Raw genomic sequence first — 24,580 nt, 5'->3', positions numbered from 1 at the left:
TCAGATCCTAACCCCATACGCAGCGAGGTGCTGCCCAATCTGCAATGCAGGATCTCCGTCGTGGTTGATCTGCTCTGCGTGCCATCCAAGCGCTCGCGCTGCTTCAACATTCTTCGGAAGATCGTCAAAGAACAGAATCTCCGGGCCACGACACAACGTGGCTGACTCAACAGCACGATAGATTGTCTCGCTCGGTTTCATTGCCCCTACCTCGTGGCTGATGATGTGGTACTGAAGCAATCCGATTGTCGGAAAATCAGCCGCTTTCCCCTCGCTCGGCAGATGTCTGGCATAGTGCATCGGGTTTGAGTTGCTGAGCAGTGCGGTCCGCAGGAATGGATGCTGCACGATCGTTTGGACAAGCCCTGCCATCCCCGGATACTCCACAACCAGCACCGAATCATGCAGTGCGCGCATCTGCTGCTCGTCAATCATTCCATCGACATATGCACAGAGTTGCCGAATGTACTCATCCGGTAGCATCATGCCTGTTTCGAGTTCCGCATGCAGTTGGACGTAATCTTCATGCCGTTGCTCGAAAGCATCCAGAACTGCCTGAGCAAGTCTCGCGTCATGCAAAAAGTGCTCGCGAACAGCTTCCTGCCATGTCCGCCTGATACGCACAATCACACCGCCCCAATCAAAGCACATGGTTCTGATTCCAGTTGCCTTTGTCACGATACCACCCTGTCTGGTGCAGTGCTGTCCGCATTCGAACGCAGCGATGCATCACACTTGATGATCTCACGAAGCACGCTCGTCGCAAACGCGCCCTTGGGAAGTGTAAATGCACATCGCACATACGGACCTATCTCGTCAACTCCTCCCTCAACATCGGTCTCTGTCACTCGAACACGCATTGACCTGCGTTCACCCGCTCCCATGTCACCAGCAAGATCAATCATGTGAGTGAGATCATCATCCGCCAGCCCGAACTCGTGCAGCACGCCAAGTTCAGTCGCATCAACGTCGCTAGCAGCGCGTTGCATCTTTGGGCCCCACATCGGGCCTGTAGTGCTCACCTGCATTGCTTCGACATCTCGCAGCAGATCGGCATCAGCCATTGAAGACTCGGTGACAAGAAAAGTGTTGTGCTGCCCTTCTCTTTGCGCACGATCGCCCTTGACCAACATGCCAAGCGTCCCTGCGCCGATCCGCCTGCTCAGAATCTGGTTGAACATCGCTGACTGCAACGCCGAGACAAAGATGGATCGCTCGTTCGGACGGATCATCCGGCACGCTCGCTCGTGCGAATCGCCGCGTGCAAGAGCTTTCGTCAGCGCAGTCTCAAGTCGAGCTGATTGCGGCGGTACTATCCGATCCTTTTCAGGTCCCAGCAGCAGATCTATCGCCTCCGCCCAGCTTTGCATGACCAGGGCAAGCCCGACACGGTGATTGTTCATCCCAATACCAAACCGCTGTGGACCAAAGTAGTTTGGCACACCCGCTCGCTCAAGCACCCTGAGACACTGATGCGCAAGCACCGCAGACGATGGATCGACGTTGCGAATCCTGATCGAGAACCGGTTGCCAGCAAGGTGTCCGCGCCGAAGCTTGTTGGTGTGCCAGTCAGACCACAGCACCTCAATCCGATCGTGTTCAAGTGACGAAAAGGCTTCACGACGTCGTCCCGGCAGATGCACGGAAAACATCTGACGTGTGATTGCTTGTGTGTCCTTCAAGCCAGCGTATCCCACGCTCAGCCCATCGACTCGAAAATGCTCCGCGAGTATTCGTGCGCACGAGTGCGTTGTAAGTCGTGACTTCTGCACGTACAGATAAAGATGTTCGCCATCTCCACTCGGATGGTAGAGCGCTTGCTCTTCAACAAGAAAATCACTCGGCTGCTGCTTAATCACTGGTACAGTGCCGTCGTGTACTGCACACGCGATTCCCGACAGATCCTGTGTTGCCAAAGCAAGCCCGTCGAACGGGTGCGGCAGGTCATGTGCCGCGTTCATACATCGTGCCTCGTGATGTTATCAAGCACGTGTTCTTCGACGTAAATAGGCACTTTTCCAGCGATACCAATTGCAATCGCATCGCTTGGCCGGCAATCGATGTGAATCTCGTTCTCGCTCTGGTCCCTGATGTCAAGCGTGGCAAAGAACGTGTGATCAGAGAGATCGTTAATAGTAATCGAGAGCAGTTCGCCGCCGAGTTCCCGAATTGTCGTTGCAAGCAGGTCGTGTGTTTGCGGGCGTTTGATGTGGAACCCTTTGAGCCGGCGATCAATGGCCATCGCTTCCGGCAGCCCAATGACGATGGGAAACGATCGAGCTTGATGGCCCGCGTCTCGATCATCGTCATCAACGACTTCCCGAAGCTCGATGATCTGATACTCGTCGAGTTCACGAATCAGGATTCTGGACAGCTCCATGAGTATCTGCACTCAACCCTCCCGGCGCTGCCGTCATACTAACAAAATACGTACATTATATCGGATCTGCTGGAGTATGGTAGCAATCGGATTCGCAGCCCGTCTTAGGAGAATCTGCTACTTGCCTAGACATATGCACATCATCCTCATGTTCGATACAGACAGAGATGAGCGGCTACAAGCAAGCCAAGAAAGCAACTCCACCACCACGTGCGTGGGGGTTTTCTTTATTCCCATTTCCGACATCTGTAAGACTTGATCGATTTTTCACAATGCCCCGTGTAACGCCTTGTGAGACAGGGAAGATCATGTAGTATGGTACCTGTTCACATGATCTGAATAGTTCATGTGGCACAGAGTCCGGATGTTCTCCGCGGAGGTTGCGCAACCTTTTTCGACGGCGGCAGACGGCACTCTTTGGCAGAGCATCCGTGCGGTGGAGCATGGATTCTCACACTGGTCGAAGTGCATCACGTGATCACTTCGGCCCGGTTGCTTTGTTCATGCGCAGCTGCGATGGGCAGAGTATGGAGTTTCTGTTCGTTTCAGAACACTGTTGAGAAAGGGAAGTATCAATGCGGACATCAACAATTGCGTGCATCGCTGGTTCACTCATTGCAGCAACAGCATTTGCTGGTCCTGACACAACGCCGAATGCAAATCCCGGCAAGTTTGTCCAGACCAACAATCCTCACACCAACGTTGGTATCGATGCCGTCCTGACACAGGATGACTTCGAAAGCTACGCACTCGGTGGAGGTATTCAAGGTGCCAACGGCTGGCAGGGCTGGTTCAGCACAGGTGCGGATCACACAGTTACAAACGCACAGGCAAGCAGCGGCGCCCAGTCCATCCAGTACGGAACAGCTTCTGGTGACTGCGTGCAGGATTACCAGAATGTGCTCGGCAACATGCCGACCTCCGGTATGGTCACATTCTCATGCATGTCCTATGTCGCGTCATCATCCGCGGGCACAGGTTACACCATCCTCTTGAACAACTACGGTCAGGCAACCGCAAACTGCGACTGGTCATGGCAGATCAGCTTTGAAGGCCTCATTGGTCTCGTCGGCAACAACCTCAATGCAAACCCGAACTTCCTTTCGCAACCGATCGTGTACGATCAGTGGGTGGAGATCCGCTGCGAGATCGACCTTGATAACAACTCGTACATGGACTTCTACAACAACACACCCCTCGCCACAGCACCGACCGGTTGGTTCGGCAATGGCAACCTCTTCTCAGGTGGTGGCGCAATCGGCGGCGTGCAGGTTGCATGTCTTGACATGTACAGCGATGCTGCAACTGACATCTTCATGGACGATGTCCTTGTTGAAACCGATGGCGCAGCTCCCTGCTACGCTGACTGCGATGGCAGCGGCGCGTTGAACATCTTCGATTACATCTGCTTCGGTAACGAATACGCAGCAGGTAACGCATACGCCGATTGCGATGGCAGCGGCTCACTGAACATCTTCGATTACATCTGCTTCGGTAACGAGTACGCAGCAGGCTGCCCGTAATCCAAAGTCTGAGTTCTTCGCCTGAGATGCTGCACACAGTTGCAGCATCTCATGGTGAGTGAAAACTCCCTCTTGTTCTGCTCGGGGATGTATCGCGACAGCGGTGCATCCCCGTATGCAATTCTGGGCACAAGAAGTGTCTAGTGAATACATGAACCGACGGACACTACTTGCTCAACACATCATCGCGTTCCGGAAGGACGAACTCAATCGAATAACCAAGCATCTCGGCAAGCAGATTTTCCTTTCGCTTTGCACCCCAGACCTCCGCTTCTGCGTGTCCATCGGTAACAAGGGCCATGACAATCAATCGCCTTTGCTTTGTCGCATCGACCTGAACATCACGGACCACACTTGTCCGTGTGCGATTCAGTCCGGCCGCTATGCGAAGAACTCCGGCAAGCAGACGCACAAGGTGTTTCGCGTCATCGTCAAGTGCCTGAAAAGGCGCGTGCGTTTTCTTTGGTTCGGACTTGCGATGGTACCGCGCTATGTTCGCGATTATCTCGACCTGGCGCTTTGAAAGCCCCTCAAGATCGGCATTCGAGATGAGGTGGTAGCTGTGCTTGTGATGAGCACTGTAGTTCACAAGGTAACCGACATCATGCAGGATTGATCCTGCTTCGAGCATCATGCGAGCTTCTGCTTGCTCATGTGCATCATGGAAGAGCGCAAGTTGCTCGCAGAGTTGATCAAATATTCTGCACGCAAGCAGCATTGTGTGCTCTGCGTGCTCCTTGTCGTATCCGCACCGCTCGGCAAAGCGTCGAACCGAGCGGAGCCTGTCCCTCACCGGATCTGCATGCTGGCCCCTGCTTCCAAGCAGATCACGAATCATCTCGTTGATCAGCCCGTCGCGCACGCCACCCTCATGAACGCGCACCCTGTTGATCCCGAGAACTTCCATTGTTTCATCAACAACGCATAACCCATGCACAATGATGTCAGCACGATCGGCTGGCAAACCGCTCACACCACGACGTTTCTCAAGTGGCAGCATCAGAAGACGATCAACAATGTGGTGCAGTTGCGCGCGGGACAACTCAACACCCTGTACACCTGCAGACGACGTTCCACCAGAAACCGATGCATTGTGGATCGCTCCCAATGTTGTAAAGGTGCCTCCGGTGCCGATGAGCACTTCCGGATGGAATGGAGGCTCTGTCAGCTTTGAGAGCAGTTGCTCACGCACATGGGAACGCAACTTATCGTATTGTTGAATGTGAGGCCGCTTATCAAAGGGAAACTCACTCGCAAGCCGAACTGCCCCCAGCTTGAAGGGGTAGACGTTCTCGACAACAGAACCAGCAGCAAGGATCAGCTGCGCGCTTCCCCCGCCGATATCCATGGCAGCAACAAGGTGATGTTGCAGGTTGTGCTGACGCGAGATGGATCTGAACGCAAGCCTCGCCTCGCGCTCTGCTGAAATCACTTCAAGCTCAAGCCCGATCTCAGATCTGACACGATCAACAAAGGCTTTACCGTTTGTGGCATCGCGGACAGCAGACGTTGCTATGCATCGAAGCTGGTTCACCTTGAATGCATCGGTCAGATCGCGCATCCGCTTCAGCGCGCCCATCGCAACTTCCGTTGCTGCCTCTGGCAACCGGCCAGTAATTGGGAGTTCGGAACCAAGTCGCGCAAGCTCACGCTCATCATCAAGCACGCGGTACGAACTGTCTTCATGCACATCGGCGACAATAAGCCGGATGCTGTTGCTGCCCACATCGATCGCAGCGATGCGAACAGGAAACTGGAGCGAAGGTGCCGTCACCTCGTCGGATTGAGCGGATATCGATGATGAGTGCGTCGTCATCAACTCCCCCTCAACAACTCCAGGCAAATCCCGACGACACGCGTTGTTTCAAGCTACTGGCTTGGTCATGGACATGGGATCGAGCAGCCTGTCGAGTTCCTCGTTTGACAGCACGCCGAGCTCTCTTGCGAGTTCGCGAACTGTCTTGCCTTCCTTGTATGCCCGCTTGGCAAGTGCAGCCGACTGGTCATATCCAATTGCCGGCACCAAGGATGTACACATTGCCAGTGATCCCTCGATGAGCTCCTTGCACCGATCAACGTCTGCCTGCAACCCGCCGGACCCTTCGGGACCATCAAGCAAATTATCAACGAACACGTGGCATGCACGAGAGAGCAAATGAATGGAGTCCAGCACATTTGCTGCCATCACAGGCATCGCTACGTTGAGATCAAGGATGCTACCAATACCACCTAGACCACCCATGGTTACAGCTGCGTCGTTCCCTATCACCTGGCAGCACACCATCATGACCGACTCGCACAACACCGGATTCACCTTCCCGGGCATAATTGACGAACCGGGCTGCACAGCCGGGAGCTTCAACTCACCAATGCCACATCGCGGCCCGCACCCCATCCAACGAATATCGTTTGCAATCTTTGACAAGCTGACCGCAACTGTGCGCAGCATACCTGATGTCTCAACAATGGCATCCTTAGCGTGTTGTGCTTCGCAATGATCCTCAGCCTCTCGAAACTGGACACCGGTATGTGCTGCCAGCTTTTTCGCAACCAGCGATCCGAACTTCCCGTGTGTATTGATGCCTGTCCCAACAGCTGTGCCGCCCAGTGCGAGTTCACCAAGCGCTGCAAGTGCCCGCTCAAGTCGCACTCTCGCGTGCTGCATCTGCGATGTATAACCTGCAAACTCCTGCCCCAGACGTATGGGTGTTGCGTCCTGGAGATGCGTGCGCCCGATCTTGACGATCTCATCGAAGGATTTGGCTTTACGATCAAGTGACTGCGTGATCTTGTCAATCGCTGGAATCAACTCATTGGCGATCGAAAGAGCAGCCGCTATGTGCATCGCAGTCGGGAACGTGTCGTTTGAGGACTGCCCCATGTTGACGTGATCGTTCGGATGAACGCCACCTGCTTTGAGATACTCTGCATCTTTGGAAGAGCCAATTGGTTTTCCTCGCGCAATACAGACGAGGTTTGACACAACCTCGTTCACATTCATATTGGTGGATGTGCCCGAACCTGTCTGGAAGATGTCAACAGGAAAATGACGCATCAGACCGCCATGCTGGGGAAGCCCATGCTTTATCGCATCACACGCGGTCTGGATTGCCTTGGATCGCTGCGCATCGAGCAAGTCCAACTCTTCATTTGCTTGAGCACACATGGACTTAAGAAGGGCGTACGCCTGGATGACCTGCTCTGGCACCGGTCTACCGGACACCGGAAAGTTCAATACGGCCCGTTGCGTGGACGCACCATACAGCAGATCGGCGGGCACCTCCATCGTGCCCATGGAATCAGCTTCTACACGAGTTGCAGTACCTTGCGACGCTTCCAGAACAGATGCCCCACCTGCATGTTGTGCCACGCTGACCTCCCGGATTGGACTGTGGAATACCTCATCCCAAAGACGAGTCAATCATAGCGTTGCTGATGAAATACATGCTGTCAATCCGCATTTCTGCACGAAAAGCCGGCCTGCTCTCAGCCTTCCGTCCACTTTCACATATTCCGGGAACAAGGGTGATGTCCGGGCGTATGCTCTGGTGAGGGGGTGATCGACCAGATCACCAGTACATGGAACACCGAAAGGGAGAGCGATCGTGACTTCCCACGCACATCGGCTTACTTCACACACAGCATCTGTCTTGTCGCTGTTTGTTGTTGCCATTGCAGCGCTTGGTCTTGCAGTACCTGCCCATGCGCAGCGGCAGCGACCACAACCAACCATCACAAAGGATCAGCTTGGGCCAAAGGATGCCCCACAACATGCAACACCCGGAAGCACCGACTCCGGCGCTGTACCAGTACCGTCGCAGGTTCAGAGTCCTTTCCTCACACAGGAACTTCCCAAGAGTCTCACGCTCATGGTTCGTCTTGGTATCAGGCAGGCGGACCTCGTCGATGGCAAGGGCATGCCAACTGAGTCAGACTTTACCTTTGAAGAGGCAACAGTCGTGTTTCCTGTGCTTGATCGCACCGCGTCAAGCAGTGGCTCCGATGTCACTAAAGCGAAGGCTGAAGTAAGCGTGGGCGATACACAGTTCCCGGGCAATGTCACAGTCAAACCGAACATGAACTCCGGCGCTCGGTTTGGATACTGGCACATTCCTGCAGCAACCGGCGCATCGGTCAGCTTCACGCTCGAATACCCGATGTTCTGCTTCAACACGGTGTTCGACGAAGAGGCTGCGATGAAGGTCGCATGGCCGACTGGAAAATGGCCCACTGTATGTACATCCACCTTTGAACCTCAGTTGTATCTTGATTATGGCCCGGTCAACGGAAAGGTTGGACCCTACGACACGAAGCCGATCGACGACAACATCACAAAGTGGTTGAAGGGGCAGAGTCCCGACTCTATGCCGCCCGTGCTGCTTGCCAAGACACTGGCGGGCGCTGTCCAGGGATCCGTACAGATCTCAACACAAGGCTTGAACTTCAACAAGAACGGTGAGATTGAGGGTCTCGATCTCAAATCACCAGCCGAAACGCTCACAAGCAGACGCGGCTCTCAGTTTGAGATGTCGGCACTCCTCACCGCTGTGTATAGACGGGCAGGCCTTCCGGCACGTGTTGTCGTTGGCTTTGATGTTGGCGAGGATGATGACAAACTGTTCACGGGAAAGAAAAAGGAAAACGCACTTCGTGCCTGGACCGAGTTTGCATTGTGGGATGAATCAACAAAGACACTGACGTGGGTTCCTGTTGATGTGCCGCGCATGCGTAAATCAAGCTCTCGTCCGCGCGGTGTTGATCGTGAGTGGCCGTTCTTTGGAACACACGATGAACTGAACCGTGTCGTTCCGATTGCGCATCATTTCCATCCGCCAGCACCCATAAACACACGCGCCTACGGCTCGCCTGCATTCTATGGGTTATGGTTTAGGCCAGATGCACCCGGGATTGCGATCCAGCACATCGCGTTCAGTGCGATCAGCACTGCACAGCGCGGAAGTGACAAAACCAACTCGCGGTAATCCGTACGAGGAAACTCGTATCTACTCATCTGGCTGGAGTGGTTCGGGCACTGGAAGAAACGTGTAGTCCTTGGTCGTGTTTGTCGGCTCGCCCGGTGTGTATGGCACACGCAGACCAGCTTTCACGTGCAGATCAACAAACAGAATGTTCGCTTTGATCTGCCGCTTGTCGAACCAGTATGTCTCGCGATCGCCATCGTCATCATAGTTGTAGACCGTGTGTGTTGCGATAGCGATTGTTCTCGACGGCTGGGCAATACGCGGCATACGCCCACCAAAGTCTGGAACCAACGTCGGGATTGTGTCAACATACGGCACCGTATCGAGTGCATGATCATTGATTGTGTAGCTTGAACCAAGCAGGTCGTACATCGATTCGACCGGTCCGACACCGGGAACATTCGCGCCAGAATCGAGAGGCGAATGGTACTCTTCCAGTTCCACAACGCCGGTCTCATCGTCTTTCGGCACGTCGCGATTCATGAGATACTGGTTCAACGGTCTGCGTTCAGCGCCAAACTCGTTGATCCCGAACGCGGGCAGCGTCCCCTTCTTGCCACCGAAGAGCGCACCAACAGGCTTCGGCACCCCAGCACCCACATCAACGAGCACCTGCGGCATCATTCGCTCATAATCGTTCCAGTACATTGCGAGACCAATGCCCATCTGCTGAAGCTTCGTCGCGCACACGGTCACCCGCGCTGCGTGCCGGGCAGCCCCCATAGCGGGGAGCAGAATGCCAATGAGGATCGAGATAATCGCGATTACGACAAGCAGTTCGATCAATGTGAAAGCGCGGCGTGTACCCATATGCAAGTGTAGCGTGAAAAAATTGGAACTATTCGCCCTTTTGTACAACTCCACTGGATCCCGCATTACTTGGCGCACGAGCACGCGCCAGCTTGTTCAAGCACAGGCACAATCGCCTGCAGGATGTTCAGCAGCACATACGCGGGTGAGCCAACTGCCTCGACGTCATGGACAAGTTCGGGCGTGTAGTGTTCGAGCATCGGCCGTGTTTCGTTCTGGTACACCTCAAACCGGCGCCGAATCGTCTTCTCGTCCGCGTCGTCAACACGGCCCTCTTTCAACGCGCGGTCGCGGAGCCGTTTCACCATCACCTCTGGATCGGATGTGGTGAGATGGACGATACCGAGCACCTCAATGCGCCCCTCCATCAGCCGAGCCTGCGCAGTGGTTCGAGGAATCCCGTCGAGCAGGAGAATGTCTCGATCAGGCTTGTACAAACCCAACGTACGACGTGCGTTGACGTTCTCACCCCACAAGCGGATGGTCAGTTCGTCCGGCACAAGCTCGCCGCGATGGGAGTACTGCGTAAACACACGCCCAAGCTCACTCCCACGATCCATATTGCGGAACATCTCACCGGTCGACAGGTGATGGAATCCGGGGACTTTGGCAAGCAGCGCCCCCTGCGTTCCCTTGCCAACACCTGGTGCACCGAACAGCAGAATTGACTTGTACCGGTCACTCATGTCCTTGCGTCGCTCCAGTCCGTTCCACACGCTGCTGACCTCCACTTGACGGCATCCGGCCAATCTTCGACATCAGCATCGTCTCAATAGAACGTCCACTGGGATTATCTTGCGTTCCAGCCCGCAGATACCCGTTCGCATCGTAGAAACGAAGACGAAAAAACACACTGCCGAAGCAAAAAAACACAGACCTGTCCCGACGTCGTCACGGGTGAATAGAAGCCTGAGAGCTATACAGCCGCGGGCTGTGGCTCGTTCACCACCCAGCAGGCCACGGCTTGGCCGTTCGAATGCTGCTTCAGAGGGGGCATCTCGGTCCTGCAGCGTGGCTCCACAAGCGGGCACCGACCAGCAAATGGACATCCCTTGGGCATATTGAATGGACTCGGTACATCCCCCTGAAGCACGGTCAATGGCCTGCGTTCGTCTGGGTCGTTGATGGGGTTGGCCCCGAGCAGCGCCTTTGTGTACGGGTGCTTTGCATCCTCATGCAGATTATCGCACGAGAGCGTTTCGACCAGATGCCCAAGATACATCACCAGCACACGATCACAGAAGTGCTCAATGACCTTCAGGTCGTGGCTGATGAACATCATCGTCAGCCCGAACGTTTCCTTGAGCTCCATCATCAGGTTCAGCACCTGCGCCTGGATGGACACGTCGAGCGCACTGACCGGCTCATCAGCGATAATGAACTCTGGCTTTAAAGCGAGCGCACGAGCGATACCGATACGCTGGCGCTGACCACCTGAAAACTCGTGCGGGAAACGATCAACCGCATCGGGACGAAGCCCAACCGTCTGCGCAAGATTGACGATGTAATCATCCATCTCCTGTGGCGGCACAATGTTGTGAAGTCGGATCGCTTCCTTGAGCAGCGCACGCACTGTAAGACGGGGATTCAGAGACGAATACGGATCCTGAAAGATGATCTGCATGCGCTTGCGCAACGGCATGAGTGCTGCATGATCAAGATCGGTCACTTCCTTGCCATCATACTTGATGCTTCCACTTGTGGGTTCGATCAATCGAATAATGACCTTGCCGAGCGTGCTCTTGCCACAACCAGACTCCCCCACCACACCAAGAATCTCACCTTTGTTAATATCGAACGACACATCGTTGACAGCATGCACCTTGCGCACTATGCGATTGAGCATCCCGCCTCTGACGGGAAAGTGCTTGACAATGTTGCGAGCTTGGATCAACGGTGGCATATGTTTTTCCGAATCCCTGTCTGTTCTGGCGTGTTCATGTGGTTACTGCGTCTGGCCGATTGTCAGAGTCATCGGAGACGGCACTGGGAAAAAGCATCGATATTGCCTGCCATCGGCTCCGGTTGTCAGATCCGGCTCCTCTGCAACACATCTGTCCTGTCTGAAAGCGCATCGCTCGTTGAAACGACATCCCTTTGGCAGATTTCGGAGACTCGGCACGATACCGGGAATCGTCGCAAGCCGTTTGCCCTTTTCCTTCTTTCCAGACTTGGGAATCGAATCGAGCAGTGCCTTGGTGTATGGATGCTGGGGACGCTTGAACAGATCGCGCACGGGCGCCTGCTCAACAACACGCCCGGCATACATCACGACAACACGATCGCAGACCTGTGCAACAACACCGAGGTCGTGCGTAATGAGCACAATTGCAGTGTTCAGTTTCTCCTTGAGCTGGTTCATCAGGTCAAGGATCTGCGCCTGGATCGTCACGTCGAGCGCGGTCGTTGGTTCGTCAGCAATAAGAATATCCGGCTCACAACACAGCGCGATCGCGATCATCACACGCTGGCGCATCCCACCAGAAAGCTGATGCGGATACTCATCCACCCGGCGCTCCGGATTTGGCATCTCGACGAGCCTGAGCATCTCGATCGCACGATCGCGACGTTCCCGCTTGTTGAGCTTTGTGTGATACTTCAGCGCCTCATCAAGCTGCCAGCCGACGGTGAACACCGGGTTCAGACTTGTCATCGGCTCCTGGAATATCATGGCGATTTTGTCGCCACGAACCTCTCGCATCTCGTTTTCAGTGGCATTGACGAGATTGTTCCCCTCGAACATGATCTCGCTCTTTGGATCAATGATGGTAACGTGCTCGGGCAGGAGGCGCATGATGGTCTTGCTGGTCACGGTTTTGCCGCAGCCGCTCTCGCCAACAATGCCAACAGTCTCACCTGCAAAGACATCGTACGAGACATCATCAATCGCGGTCACAATGCCATCGTCCGTGCGAAAACGGGTTGTGAGATGACGCACCTGAAGCACCGGTGCCCCGGCTTTGGCACGGGCTCTGTCAGTTGTTTTGGAAGCAAACGCAGTCATGAAGATCCTGTTACTCCGATATCAACGCCTCACATCACGACACATGCTTGGGATCGAACGCGTCCTGCAGTGCATCGGTCAGAATATTGAACGCGAGCACGAGCACAAACATAAAGAACGTTGCAGTGCCGATCTGCCAGAAGAAATCCTGCACGATCTGCGACTTTGACTGGTTGATCATGAGACCCCAGCTTGCGCCATCCTTCAAACCGAGTCCTAGGAACGTGAGAATAACCTCACCCTTGATTGCAGCAATAAAGAGCAGGCTGAAGTTGATGAACATCAGATGCAGTGTGTTAGGGATGATGTGTCTGACAAGGATATAGAACCGTCCAAACCCAATTGCGGTGGCAGCCTGCACATACTCAAGTTCTTTGATCTTCATCGCCTCGCCGCGAATCACACGGCACGGTCCAATCCAGTATGTCATTCCAAACGCGACATACAACGGCACGAGTGTGCCGTCAACGTCGCTCCCCATAAACATGAACGCGAGCACTGCAAGCAGCACAAGACTGGGGATTGACGAGAACGTTGAATAGAGCCAGTTTACGGAATGATCAACCCAGCCCCCAAAGAAAGCTGCAGCAGCTCCGAGCAGTGAACCAAACAGCACCGCACTTAAACCCGTCACAACACCCACCTGGATCGCAATCTTCGCCGAATAGATTGCACGCACAAGCACAGATCGTCCCTGGCCATCCGTGCCGCAGATCATCTTGAGTCGATAGACCAATCCGGCAAACCCACTCGGCATCGGAATAACGCGAGAAACAAGCTCATTGACGCGTCCGATCTGCACATCGATCACATCGCTGACTTTCGTCTGCTGAGCTGCTGCTGCTGACCGAATACGGTCAATCAGTGCAGCGTCATAAAGCGACTCGTTATAGTCCTCGATATCAAACAATGCGTCGTCCATGTCGTAGACATCTTCGACATCAATCGCGAGCAGTGCATCAGCATCTTCTGATGCTGTGTCTTCATCAACCACCCGGTATAGATCTCGGATGTGCTTTTCGTACTCCTCGATATGACCGCCGATATTCAGCATCGTGTTCGATACCGACTCAACCGCATTATCAAGTTGCTTCGCATCATCCGACTTTGCGATCTCCTGAACATGCTTTGCTTGCGCTGGCAGCATATCACACAACTCAACAAGCTTTGTGCATGATGGCAGTGCCAGACTTGGCTCTCGGATTGACTGGAGCAGTTGGGCGCCATGCTCTGCATCCAACTTGAGGGCTTCCATCGATACCGAGATCAACGGTCGACCCGATACACCAGAATCTCGCAGCACATCCTCAAAGGTTCGATCGAAAGAAGGATCAAGACCTGCAACTTCATCGGCAGCACGTTGCAGCAACCCAAGATAGAACACGTTGTTGAGATACTGCTTTTCGCGAGAAACCGAGACACCAAATCCTGGAAACTCATCCGGCCCGACGCGTGCCTTTGTCCCGCTGACAAGCAGCGCCCCGAGCACCGGACGATCCTCCAGCGCTCCATGCGTCATCCAGTTGATGGCACTGGTCAGCACGATCCAGAGCGAAATGACCACGTATGCAGCAATGACAAACAGCATCGCCATTGCGGCTTTGTTCCGTCGAAACTTCTTCCACCCGCGGGAGTTGAGGATACGTTGCATCATGACAATCGCACCCTCGGATCAACAACCGCGTACAGCACGTCGGTCAGTATCACAGTGAAAATAACGACCGCAGCGAAGAGCGCGGTCACATACTGCACAACCGGAAAGTCCTTTGAGTTAATCGAGTTGATAAGTAAGCGCCCCATCCCGGGAATATTGAAGTAGTACTCAGCAAGAATCGAACCGGCAATAAGAAACGGCAGCGAGATCATGATACGGGTGATGATGGGAATCATCGCGTTCTTCAGCATGTGAACAAACATGATCTTTCGATTCGTCGCCCCCTTCGCGCGTGCTGTGGTGATGTAGTCGCGTGTACATTCCTCAACCATCACCGCACGATAGAAGCGGGTGTCGTATCCCATGCCGACGATCACACCAATCAGCACCGGAAGTGCACAGTACTTCATCCAGTTGCCTGGCATAAAGAACGACGCTTTTTCAGGTGCATTCGGCTCGAAGCTGAAGATCGGCTCGTATCCTTCAACCTCAAAGGGAGTGATGCCCTTGCCCCCAAGCACATAGGCTCCGTAGTACTGCCCCATCATAATGTAGACGAGATAGCTGATGCTCATCCCAAGCACAGCCGCGAACATGAGCGACTTATCCGGCAATCTTCCTCTGTAAAACGAGCAGACCAGTCCGATCACAATCGAGATCGAAGCCGTGAGAAACAACTGCGGCACTGTGATCATGATGGTCGGCGGGACAGCCGCACGAATCATCTGCCCGATCGGGCGCTTCTCCTCCCAACTTCGATCCTTGAAGTTCAGTGTGACGACCCGGGACACAAACGTGCCATACTGCACAAGGAACGGCCTGTCAAGTCCCATGTCCTTGCGAAGTTGTTCCTTCTGTTCAGCAGTCGCGTTCTTCCCCTGATACGCGGTCACAGGATCGTTCACTCGCAGCGCGAGCATGACCAGCAGCAGAATGCCAAGGTACACCGGAATGTTGTACAGCAATCTGCGGATGATGTACGACCACATAGGCAGACCTTTTCAGAGTAAGACACCGACCATACACACGTACGGCAAACATATTAGAGGAATCGCTTCAGGAACCAATGCGGAGCTTATCGAAGCGAATCATCCACGTCGACAAACTTGAACCAGCTCCAGTATCGCTCGGTTGGCTTGAAGTTCAATGCCCAGGGGTTGATCAGATAGAATCGCTCACGCGCCATTGATCCAACGTACGGCGCATCTTCAAGGATCATGTCACGCATCGTGACATAGATCTCTGTGCGCTCCGAGCTGGGCGGCATGGTAATGATATTCTGATACATCGCGTCATACTCGGGACGCTTGTAGTTACCGTGGTTTGAGCCTGGCGATTCGTTCGGGCCATAGAAAAGCGCGAGATTGTTCTCAGCGTCTGGATAGTCGCTGGACCATGCGAACCCAAAGAACTGCGCTTTCTTGTTATCGACAAACTCGATTAGTGTTGAAAAATCGACGAGGTTCTTGTTGATGGAGATGCCGATCTCTGCAAGCTGACGCTCCAGCATCTCGGTCTGTTCCTGGTTGTTTCCGCCGCGGCTTGTGTAAAAGTCAATCGTTGGTGCATCGGTCGCCTTGCCGTTCACCACGGTAAACCCAGCTTCAACAAGCTTCTGGCGTGCCTTGACCAGATCAAGTCCTCGCGAGCTTGATTCGGGGCGTTCACTTGGGAACCCGTCAAGGCCGGGAGGAATTGGACCGTCATACACAACATTGAGCCCGTTGTAAAATGTTTCATTAAACTCATCGAGATCAACCGCATAGCAGATTGCCTGACGAAACGCACGATGCTTTTCTGAGTAGCTCCCGTCCTCTTCGTACATACCAAGGATTGGATCCTCCATGTTGAAGTGGCGGAAGATGAAATCAAGCAGCATATTTGAGTGTGATCTCACACCGCGGTTTGCCAGTTCGGAGCGGAGTTCGCGTGTGCGTTTGTCGAACGCCTTCTCAAAGTACTCCGCTGGAACTTCGGTATATGCGATGTCGTTCTGACTGAACGTCAGCCACATCGGCTGATCCTCAATGAACATTGTGAACTCGATGCGATCAACAAATGGCACCTGCTCGCCAGCAGCACGATGCATCCGCAAGCGGCGATCATCACGCGACCAATCATCACGAGCGGGATACCGCACATCGTGGTAATGAGGATTCCTGTTCAGGGTGAGGCTGATCTTCGGCACCCATGTGTCGAGAGTAAACGGACCTGTGCCAACAGGCTTGAACGAAAAATCATCACCAAAGGCTTCAACAGCCTCACGCGGGACGATCGAGGTCTGGAACATGCTGAGAATGTACAGGAACCGGTAGACCGGCTTCACAAGCTCAATCTCAAACTCGGAATCACTGATCTTTCTGAAACCAGAAACTGGCGCGTCGTAGTCAAAGTATGCAGATTCGTTCTGTGTTTCCTTGTACTCGTCGAAACCAACGATCGTATTTTCCAGTAGCCACCAGTTCTTGAGCTGGTTCTTCTTGTCAGCCAATCGTTTCAGCGAGTAAAACACGTCATCAGTTGTCAGCGGACGGGTCTTTGAACCGCCAAAGAGATTCTCTTTGTGCGGGTTATAGAACACGACTCCGTCTTTCAGCTTGAAGTGCCACGTTTTCCCGTCGTCCTCTGTGGTCGGCATCTCTGCAAGCAAGAGCGGCTCTATCTCAAGTGGATTTGTGTACTTATTGATGAGCAGCGTCTCGTACATCTGGACAATCGCCATGTTGTCATATGTTGTTGATCCCTGTGCAGGATCAAGACGCTTCGGCCCGTCGGTGCGTATGGGAAGTTGGAGCACCTTTTTCTTACCGGTACTCGATTGGGCCGTTGCAGTCGACGCTGAATGCATCACCCCAGCCACGCATACCGCGACAATGGCGAAGTTGACAAGCTTTGAGATCCGCACACGCATGACATTCCTCCATCAACCCGAATGAAGCTGGCCGAACAGGCGTCGACTACATCGATACTCAAACCAAGCTCAGCCGCAACACATTCCACTTGCAGCAGAGCAAGATTACCGGACGACAAACGCAAGCCTGAAAACCCAGCGTGGAACCATCGTAGCAGGATTCAGGCACCGCGACGGATCCCAACAGCTTCCCCTGCTCATGGCGACAAAGGACTTACGAGCAGCAGTTGAGCAGGGCCAATATCAACAGGTCCATACATAATTTTTTTCACGCAGAGCCATGCTGCCGTCACAGACGTCACAGACGGACCCAGTGCGCAGGTTTTCCTAATGCCTCGCTGCTTTTCCCTCTGGTAAAGCCCGATTCGGTCGGACAGCGAGTGCAACGGATTGCACTTGGGTCAACGTCCGCCCTCTGGGGCAGGGATCACAGCTGCATGGTTGCAGCAAGCCCAGCAGGGCTTCGGGACACACGCTCACACGCACGTGGGCACGGTCATCACGGAGGAGTCTGAAACAATGAGTCGTATCAATACAAATGTCCAGTCGCTGATCGCGCAGCGCGTGCTCGGCCAGAACACCACGGGCCTGAACAAGTCGCTCGAGCGTCTGAGCACAGGTCTCCGCATCAACCGCGGTAAGGATGATCCTGCGGGTCTGATCGCTTCGGAAAATCTGCGTGCAGATATCCGTTCGATCAACCAGGCTGTGTCCAACGCTGAGCGTGCGGACCAGGTCATGAATATTGCAGAAGGCGGTCTGCAGGAAATCTCCAACCTGCTCACAGAAATGCAGGGGCTGTTGACAGCAGCTGGTAACAAGGCTGGTCTCTCGCAGGCAGAAAAGGAAGCAAATCAGCTCCAGGTTGACTCCATCCTGCAGACCATCGACCGTATCGCTGGTTCCACCAGCTTCCAGGGCACCAAGCTGCTGAACGGCAATCTTGATTACTCGGCATCGAGCGTCAACGGTGGCGTGACCGACTACCAGATCAAGGGTGCGAAGTTCGAAGGTGCATCCCTTGATGTTGATGTTATTATCGGTGCATCCGCGCAGCAGGGAGCGATGTTCCTGTCCAACGGTTCAGCGAACCTGGACCTCGGCACCGGCAGCACATTTGTCATCGAAGTTGCTGGCTCACAGGGCTCACGTGAGTTCTCATTCAGTTCAGGCACATCACTGGCTGACGTTGCTGCAGCAGTCAACACCTTCACAGACGTGACGGGTGTCAAGGCAACCGTCTCAGGCACAGGTATCAAGCTCGTCAGCGAAGAGTACGGCTCAAACGAGTTCGTCTCTGTCAAGGTTGTTGACGACGGTGGCATCGGTTCCACAGGTGGCATCTTCACCATGAGCAGCAATAATACAAACATTGCTGTCGCAGCCAGCAAGGTCACGTACGCATCAGCGAACAACGCGGTGAAGGACGCTGGCCAGAACATCACTGCAACCATCAACGGTCTGGCAGCAACATCCAACGGCCGCACCATCTCTGTGAACTCTGACTTCCTGAATGTCTCCATGACACTCAGCGCAACAGCGTCGCAGACAACCGGTGCTCTGGGCTCACGTGCGTTCGCCATCACAGGCGGCGGTGCAGACTTCCAACTCGATGGCAAGGTCAGCATCGCTGGCAAGGTTTCGCTCGGCTTCGGCGACGTCTCGTCCCGCAAGCTCGGTGACTCCGACATCGGCAACCTCGACGACCTCGCCTCAGGCAAGTCGTTCAACCTCGTCGATGGCAACAACCTCGGCGACGCACAGAAGATCGTCAGCGCGGCGATCGACCGTGTCTCAAGCCTCCGCGGCCGTATCGGTGCGTTCCAGAAGAACACACTCGGTGCAACTATGCGTAGCTTGAGCATCACCTCTGAGAACACACAGGCAGCAGAGAGCGCCATCCGCGACGCAGACTTCGCGTCAGAGACGGCATCGCTCACCAGAAGCCAGATCCTGGTTTCCTCGGCGACGAACATTCTCTCACTGGCCAACCAGTCGCCGCAGTCCGCACTGCAGCTGCTCGGCTAAGGCTAGCGCCTGACAAGTTTCAGATTCCGAATCCGCGGGCTCACGTTCTGATCCGAACGTGGGCCCGTTTATCATTTGTAAAGTGTGTCTGGAGATCACTGACCGATCGGAAACTCCCACGGCTCACCGGGGGTATAGCCGATCGCCTCGTAAAGTTCTTTGCGTGTCTGCATCTGGTCCAGCACATCAGCAACCGAGCCTGTGTCTTTCAATGACTTCAGCCCACGCATGACCGCACCCATCGCAAGACGAAGCGTCGTTACAGGATAGATCACAATCGAGTATCCCATCGCTGCAAACTGCTCGTGTGGGATGATGGGTGTCTTGCCAAACTCGGTCATGTTTGCGAGCATGTAAGGACCATTGTCACCCGGTCGCAGCGCTTGCACAAACTTCAAAAACTCCTCCTCGGTCGCAAGCCCCTCGGGGAAGATCATTGAAGCACCTGCATCAACATACCGCTTCGCGCGATCAACCGCTGCGTCAAACCCGTCAACACCGCGAGCGTCTGTTCGCGCACACACAATGAATGATCCGTCGCCATATTCGCGAGCGGCTTTCGCAGCCCATTGAATACGAGAACACGCTTGCTCAGGTGTCATGAGCGTCTTCCCATCAAGATGCCCGCAACGCTTTGGAAACACCTGGTCCTCGATGTGCAATCCCGCAGCACCAGCACGCGCGTATTCGACCACAGTCCTGCGAACCATTTCCTCTTCACCAAACCCGGTATCGGCATCAGCGAGCACTGGCAATCCCGAACCGTCGGCAACCTCACGCACAATGCGAGAGAAATGATCGAGTGTCAGGATGCCCACATCGGGTACGCCTGCACAGACACTCGTGGCTGCACCAGACACATAACACGCATCGAACCCGATCTGTGCGATAACCCGTCCAGCAAGCCCATTGAACGCGCCAGGCGCCATCACGCAACCAGCATCCATCAATGAGCGAAGCCGGGCACCGGGTGAAAACTGTCGACCTGTAGTCATGTGCCATGCTATCCCACAAACCACGGCTTGTCCGGCCCGTTTTTCGTTGCCCGTATGGACTGGCATCCGGCACTCGAATTCGACTACCATCGCCCCATGCCGAATGTCCATCCAACAGCGATTGTCGATCCAGCATGCACACTTGCAGACGATGTTTCCGTTGGCCCGTTCTCGATTCTTCAGGGGCCAATCCGTATTGGGGCTGGCACAACGGTGCTCGAACGCGTCAGCATGCGGGGTCCTGCCACGATTGGTGAACACTGCACAATCTACCCCGGATGCACTCTCGGGTTTCCACCACAGGACTTCAAGTTCACACCCGAGTCTGTTTCAGCCGGGGTGCAGATCGGAAACCACACCGTGCTCCGTGAGAACGCAACGGTCCATGCCGCCACCAATCCCGACACACCCACACACATCGGTGATCGTGTGTTCATGATGGTGAACGCTCACGTGGGGCACGACTCACGCATCGATAACAACGCTATTCTGACGAACAACACGATGATTGCAGGACACGTACACATTGCAGAAAAGGCAATCCTGTCGGGCGGTGTTGCTGTCCACCAGTTCTGCAGGGTTGGGCGCATGGCGATGGTCAGTGGAGGCTCGGTCACCGTTGCCGACGTCCCGCCGTTCTGCATTGCATGGGGACGAAGCACCATTTCAGGGCTGAATCTTGTGGGACTCCGCCGCAGCGGGTTCGATCGTGAGCACATCTCCATGCTCCGCAAGGCATACTCGGATACATTCCGCGAGCACCTCAGCATGGGTGAGATTATCGACATCCTCAGTACGCGAAGCGCCAACTGCCCGCCGCTTGATGAATGGATTCAGTTCCTAAAAACGTCGAAACGCACGATTGCAACACACATGAATCCTGCCGATGTTGAACGTGCTGCACGCATCCATGCAACAGAGGCCTATGACGAGTGAATTCTCAAAGCAGCACTAATCCGAGCACGCATGTTCCCGCACGGCTCTGTGTGCTGGCAAGTGGTTCGGGTGGAAATCTGTCGGTTCTGCAGATCGGTCGAGGTGAACACGCGGACTACTGCCTTCTTGATCTTGGCATCGCACCCCGGACCGCCTTGCCGCACATGGCAGCAATGGGTATCAAACCATCGCAGATCCGTGCAGCTTTCGTTACGCATCTCGACAGCGACCACTTCAGACTTTCGTGGCAGCGGGCGCTCCCGTCCGGGTGTCGGATTTACATGCATAAATCACACGCCCGATCCGCAGCCTCCCGCAGAATGCTCAAGCGTGCGATCACACCGTTCAGTGCGCGTGATGATGAGCGTCTCGACGTGTTCCCGGACATGACAATGCGAGCTGTCCTTGCTTCCCATGACGATCTAGGTGTTGCCTCATTTCGATTCGACTTCACTGGCTCAAGAACAGGGCAAGCATCACTCGGGTTTGCAACCGATCTCGGGCGCGTGCCCGACAGCATCGTCGATATCAACTACGCTGTCGATGTGATGGCACTCGAATCAAACTACTGCCCCATCATGCAACGCGCATCGGGACGCCCGGTATTTTTGAAGGACCGCATCATGGGAGGATCCGGGCATCTCTCAAATGAACAGTCGAGCGAAGCGATGAACAGCATCAAGCCGAAATCGACCGCCGTCCTGCTTCATCTTTCCCGTGAATGCAACACACCAGATCGTGCTCGCGAGGTACACAGCAGAGACAATCCACCGCACAACATTGTCATTACAAGCCAGTTTGAGCAGACACCCTGGATTGACATTGTGTCTTCGGGTGCAACCAAATCGAAGTCATCAGAAATGCCGCAGCAGATACCTCTGTTTGGCTGAAGAAGAGATGGCGTAGATTACGATCCAAACGCTTCGATCATCATGTGCTCGAAGGCATCGTTGTCCATCTCATCATTTGCAACAGTCCACACACGAGGCGAGAACTCATGTCCTTCGCCACGATCAAACCAGATGACCGCATCGTACTCGTCGTGCTCAAGCAGCCAGTCATTAATGGCTTCGCGCGCACTTGATGAACCCCATGTACGCGTGCCTACAGCGTGGCGCAGCTGCCCAAGAACATCCGTCGTGTGCTCGTCGCTTCCACGCCCGACAATCTCATACCCCAGACCGCCAAGACGATCCAGCGCTCCATCAATCATCGACATCACACCGATCGGCCAACTCGCACGATCATCCCACGTCACAAGAAGTCGACCCGCTGTTTCCTGGAAGAATGGGCCAATCGTTGGAAACATCGGTGCATCCGATACATGAACGGTTTCCGTAGCTTCGTGTGGTACAGTAAGTGTCACTACAGCTTCGTTATCATCGGTAAACTGAATGAACGAACCAGTCCCATCAAAGGGATGCTCAAACGCAATCGAAACCTGCTTCCCTGAAAGCAGCATAAACGCGCCGCCAACAGCTGCAGCACAAACACCAAAGAACAGGATCAGCGCAATTGCAATCCCACCCTTCGACGAACCACGATCATATTGCTGGCGGTGATTTGCCCTCGCTTCGCGCATCGTTGCAAACATCACATTTGCCTTGGCACGACCACGGTCGGCTCTCCGGGCGTGCGCTCGCTGACGCGTTTCCGCTGCTCGCTTGCGTGCGGACTTGATCTGATCAGCAGCTGACAAACCGAGCGGATGCCCATAAGTGTGTGGGCGCCTTGGATGTGCACTTCCCTTACTCGGTGATCGCGAATCAGCATTTCCAGCCACAACATAGGAACCCTTCCACCAGTTCGTGACGTGGATACGGTCCTTGATGCGCCCGACCGGTCTCTTTGGGTTGCCCGGAACATCGCGCTTCGGTGGGATGGGTGAGCCACGTTGTGCAGCAGCCGAAACATGGGCCGCGTGCTCCATCGCAGCAGGAATCTCGACATGCGCAACTTCGGGGACTGCGCCATCATCGGGCGGTATCGAAACCGGCTCGCCACCCTGCATGCTCGGCAGTGCCACAAGCTTCATTGCGAACGGATTTTCAGCAGAACGAATCGCCCGAAGATCGGCGTACATTTGATCAACATGGGTGTACCGCTTGTCGTAATCCGTCATGGCGCGACGAATGACCCACTTGAGAGCCTCCGGGCAGCGCTGCGAGATCTGGCTGAGACCACCGTGCGCGGGGAATGAGTTCTCAACCAACTGGTAGAGCACTGCGCCAACGCCGTAGATATCAAACTTTGTACCATCAACCTCAGATACCTTGACACCCTTGAGCGCCATGCGCACCAACTCGGGATCGCGGAAGTACTCGGTGCCGTGCGTCGTTAATGTCATCGCAGAATGCAGCGGTGTCACGAGTCCGAAGTCCACAAGATGCGCGCTCTTCCCGTCGACAATCACGTTGTCGGGCTTGACGTCCTTGTGCCACAAACCACCAGAATGGTACAGGCGCAACGTGCTGAGAAGATCAAGACCATACCCGAGACACTCGCGCAGCTGCTCGTCGTTCAGACCACGATTCCCAGCAAAGGAGTGCATCCGCTGACCGATCACACTGAGCGAATCGCCCGGCACATAGCGCATGACATAATGGAAACGCTCGTCCGTCATCTCATGCTCAAGCACAAGACCAAGACGCTTTGCTGCATCGAGCGCTCGACCTTCGCGGACGATCTGCGGGAGCGAAGAGCCATCTTTCAGCGAGAAGCTCTTGATCACCACCTGATCAACGTCACGGACATTCTGACGTTCAAAGGCTGCGAGCTTCAGCGTGTCAGGTTTAGCAATATACAGCTTTCCACCAGAACCACCACCCGGAAGTGAAGCAGTGATTGTGTACCCGTCAAACTGTCCGGTTTTGCGTGATGGCTTGTCCGCACCGGGTGTCTTCGCAACGATCTCGGGCAAACGCTGCTCAAGTCCTTCGGTGAGTGAACGCACACCAAAGAGCCGAACGGGGTGTCCAATAGCAACACGGTACAACCCCTTGCCCATCGACATGACCTCGTGCTGAATCGCCCGGCCGAAGTGCGATGATGCGCTCCATCGTCCGAAGATGATCGAGCCAACCGTCATTGGCACAAGGCACAGCACAACAACACTGGAACCAATGACGCGGCAAGTATCCGCAATCATGGCACCAATGATGCCAAACACATGGCCGATCAGTCCGAAGATGAATCCCATCAGTGTCGCGGCAAGGTAGATCGCAACAAAGATCACAACGACCGCACCGAACACGCCGACGATACCAAAGAGCAAGCCAGTCATTGTTTCGCTCCATCGGGACCAAACCCGAACACGTCACACGATCCGGTCGTGGTCGTTGTTCGTTGTGTCCCCTG

General features: G+C 54.6%; 19 protein-coding genes. 5 read left to right on the top strand and 14 right to left on the bottom strand.

All coding sequences use genetic code 11. The features are described from left to right. From H6815_10005 to H6815_09995, 3 genes are read right to left on the bottom strand one after another with little or no spacing between them, the layout of a single operon-like run. Positions 1 to 678 (bottom strand): HAD-IA family hydrolase, encoded by a 678-nt coding sequence (locus H6815_10005; GenBank protein ID MCB9860771.1) that lies wholly within the window; start codon positions 676 to 678, stop codon positions 1 to 3. Then, positions 675 to 1,961, bottom strand: coding sequence for a tRNA pseudouridine(13) synthase TruD (gene truD, locus H6815_10000; protein ID MCB9860770.1), 1,287 nt, complete (start codon positions 1,959 to 1,961; stop codon positions 675 to 677). Before truD ends, H6815_10005 begins: the two co-directional genes overlap by 4 nt. After that, complete coding sequence (locus H6815_09995) at positions 1,958 to 2,380, bottom strand: bifunctional nuclease family protein (protein ID MCB9860769.1); 423 nt, start codon at positions 2,378 to 2,380, stop codon at positions 1,958 to 1,960. Before H6815_09995 ends, truD begins: the two co-directional genes overlap by 4 nt. Before the next feature lie 575 nt (positions 2,381 to 2,955). Here H6815_09995 and H6815_09990 point away from each other — a divergent pair. Next, positions 2,956 to 3,903, top strand: a complete 948-nt coding sequence (locus tag H6815_09990) for a hypothetical protein (GenBank protein ID MCB9860768.1) — start codon at positions 2,956 to 2,958, stop codon at positions 3,901 to 3,903. Positions 3,904 to 4,069: 166 nt separating this feature from the next. Here the strand turns inward: H6815_09990 and H6815_09985 are convergent, their stop codons facing one another. Beyond that, positions 4,070 to 5,719, bottom strand: coding sequence for a Ppx/GppA family phosphatase (locus tag H6815_09985; GenBank protein MCB9860767.1), 1,650 nt, complete (start codon positions 5,717 to 5,719; stop codon positions 4,070 to 4,072). Between the two features lie 48 nt (positions 5,720 to 5,767). Beyond that, entirely contained in the window at positions 5,768 to 7,198 is a 1,431-nt protein-coding gene (locus H6815_09980) for a class II fumarate hydratase (protein MCB9860766.1), read from the bottom strand. Between the two features lie 310 nt (positions 7,199 to 7,508). On the opposite strand from H6815_09980, the gene H6815_09975 reads away from it, so the two are divergent. Beyond that, entirely contained in the window at positions 7,509 to 8,885 is a 1,377-nt protein-coding gene (locus tag H6815_09975) for a transglutaminase domain-containing protein (protein MCB9860765.1), read from the top strand. Between the two features lie 21 nt (positions 8,886 to 8,906). On the opposite strand, the gene H6815_09970 is transcribed toward H6815_09975, so the two are convergent. From H6815_09970 to H6815_09940, 7 genes are all read right to left on the bottom strand, one after another. After that, complete coding sequence (locus H6815_09970; protein MCB9860764.1) at positions 8,907 to 9,695, bottom strand: prepilin-type N-terminal cleavage/methylation domain-containing protein; 789 nt, start codon at positions 9,693 to 9,695, stop codon at positions 8,907 to 8,909. Between the two features lie 65 nt (positions 9,696 to 9,760). Beyond that, entirely contained in the window at positions 9,761 to 10,381 is a 621-nt protein-coding gene (locus H6815_09965; GenBank protein ID MCB9860763.1) for a nucleoside monophosphate kinase, read from the bottom strand. Positions 10,382 to 10,611: 230 nt separating this feature from the next. Further along, a complete protein-coding gene (locus H6815_09960) occupies positions 10,612 to 11,598 on the bottom strand; it encodes an ATP-binding cassette domain-containing protein (GenBank protein ID MCB9860762.1) in 987 nt (328 codons plus the stop codon). Positions 11,599 to 11,640: 42 nt separating this feature from the next. Then, positions 11,641 to 12,699, bottom strand: a complete 1,059-nt coding sequence (locus H6815_09955) for an ABC transporter ATP-binding protein (GenBank protein ID MCB9860761.1) — start codon at positions 12,697 to 12,699, stop codon at positions 11,641 to 11,643. 34 nt (positions 12,700 to 12,733) lie between these two features. Further along, the gene (locus H6815_09950; protein MCB9860760.1) at positions 12,734 to 14,353 is read right to left on the bottom strand and encodes an ABC transporter permease; all 1,620 of its coding nucleotides are present in this window, start codon (positions 14,351 to 14,353) and stop codon (positions 12,734 to 12,736) included. Further along, complete coding sequence (locus H6815_09945; GenBank protein MCB9860759.1) at positions 14,350 to 15,342, bottom strand: ABC transporter permease; 993 nt, start codon at positions 15,340 to 15,342, stop codon at positions 14,350 to 14,352. Before H6815_09945 ends, H6815_09950 begins: the two co-directional genes overlap by 4 nt. A gap of 86 nt (positions 15,343 to 15,428) precedes the next feature. After that, positions 15,429 to 17,264, bottom strand: coding sequence for a hypothetical protein (locus tag H6815_09940; protein ID MCB9860758.1), 1,836 nt, complete (start codon positions 17,262 to 17,264; stop codon positions 15,429 to 15,431). Positions 17,265 to 17,783: 519 nt separating this feature from the next. Between H6815_09940 and H6815_09935 the strand changes: the two genes are divergently transcribed. Next, complete coding sequence (locus H6815_09935; protein ID MCB9860757.1) at positions 17,784 to 19,292, top strand: flagellin; 1,509 nt, start codon at positions 17,784 to 17,786, stop codon at positions 19,290 to 19,292. A 95-nt stretch (positions 19,293 to 19,387) separates the two neighbouring features. On the opposite strand, the gene H6815_09930 is transcribed toward H6815_09935, so the two are convergent. Continuing rightward, the gene (locus H6815_09930) at positions 19,388 to 20,287 is read right to left on the bottom strand and encodes an isocitrate lyase/phosphoenolpyruvate mutase family protein (GenBank protein ID MCB9860756.1); all 900 of its coding nucleotides are present in this window, start codon (positions 20,285 to 20,287) and stop codon (positions 19,388 to 19,390) included. A gap of 96 nt (positions 20,288 to 20,383) precedes the next feature. Here H6815_09930 and lpxA point away from each other — a divergent pair, with 96 nt between their 5' ends. Both lpxA and H6815_09920 read left to right on the top strand, forming a co-directional pair. Further along, positions 20,384 to 21,223, top strand: a complete 840-nt coding sequence (gene lpxA, locus H6815_09925; GenBank protein ID MCB9860755.1) for an acyl-ACP--UDP-N-acetylglucosamine O-acyltransferase — start codon at positions 20,384 to 20,386, stop codon at positions 21,221 to 21,223. A 164-nt stretch (positions 21,224 to 21,387) separates the two neighbouring features. Then, positions 21,388 to 22,113 (top strand): hypothetical protein, encoded by a 726-nt coding sequence (locus H6815_09920; GenBank protein MCB9860754.1) that lies wholly within the window; start codon positions 21,388 to 21,390, stop codon positions 22,111 to 22,113. Between the two features lie 17 nt (positions 22,114 to 22,130). Here the strand turns inward: H6815_09920 and H6815_09915 are convergent, their stop codons facing one another. Further along, positions 22,131 to 24,506, bottom strand: coding sequence for a hypothetical protein (locus tag H6815_09915; GenBank protein ID MCB9860753.1), 2,376 nt, complete (start codon positions 24,504 to 24,506; stop codon positions 22,131 to 22,133). Positions 24,507 to 24,580 lie beyond the last annotated feature (74 nt).

Source organism: Phycisphaeraceae bacterium (assembly GCA_020639155.1).
Taxonomy (GTDB): Bacteria; Planctomycetota; Phycisphaerae; order Phycisphaerales; family UBA1924; genus JACKHF01.
This window is presented reverse-complemented; position numbering and strand designations above follow the sequence as displayed.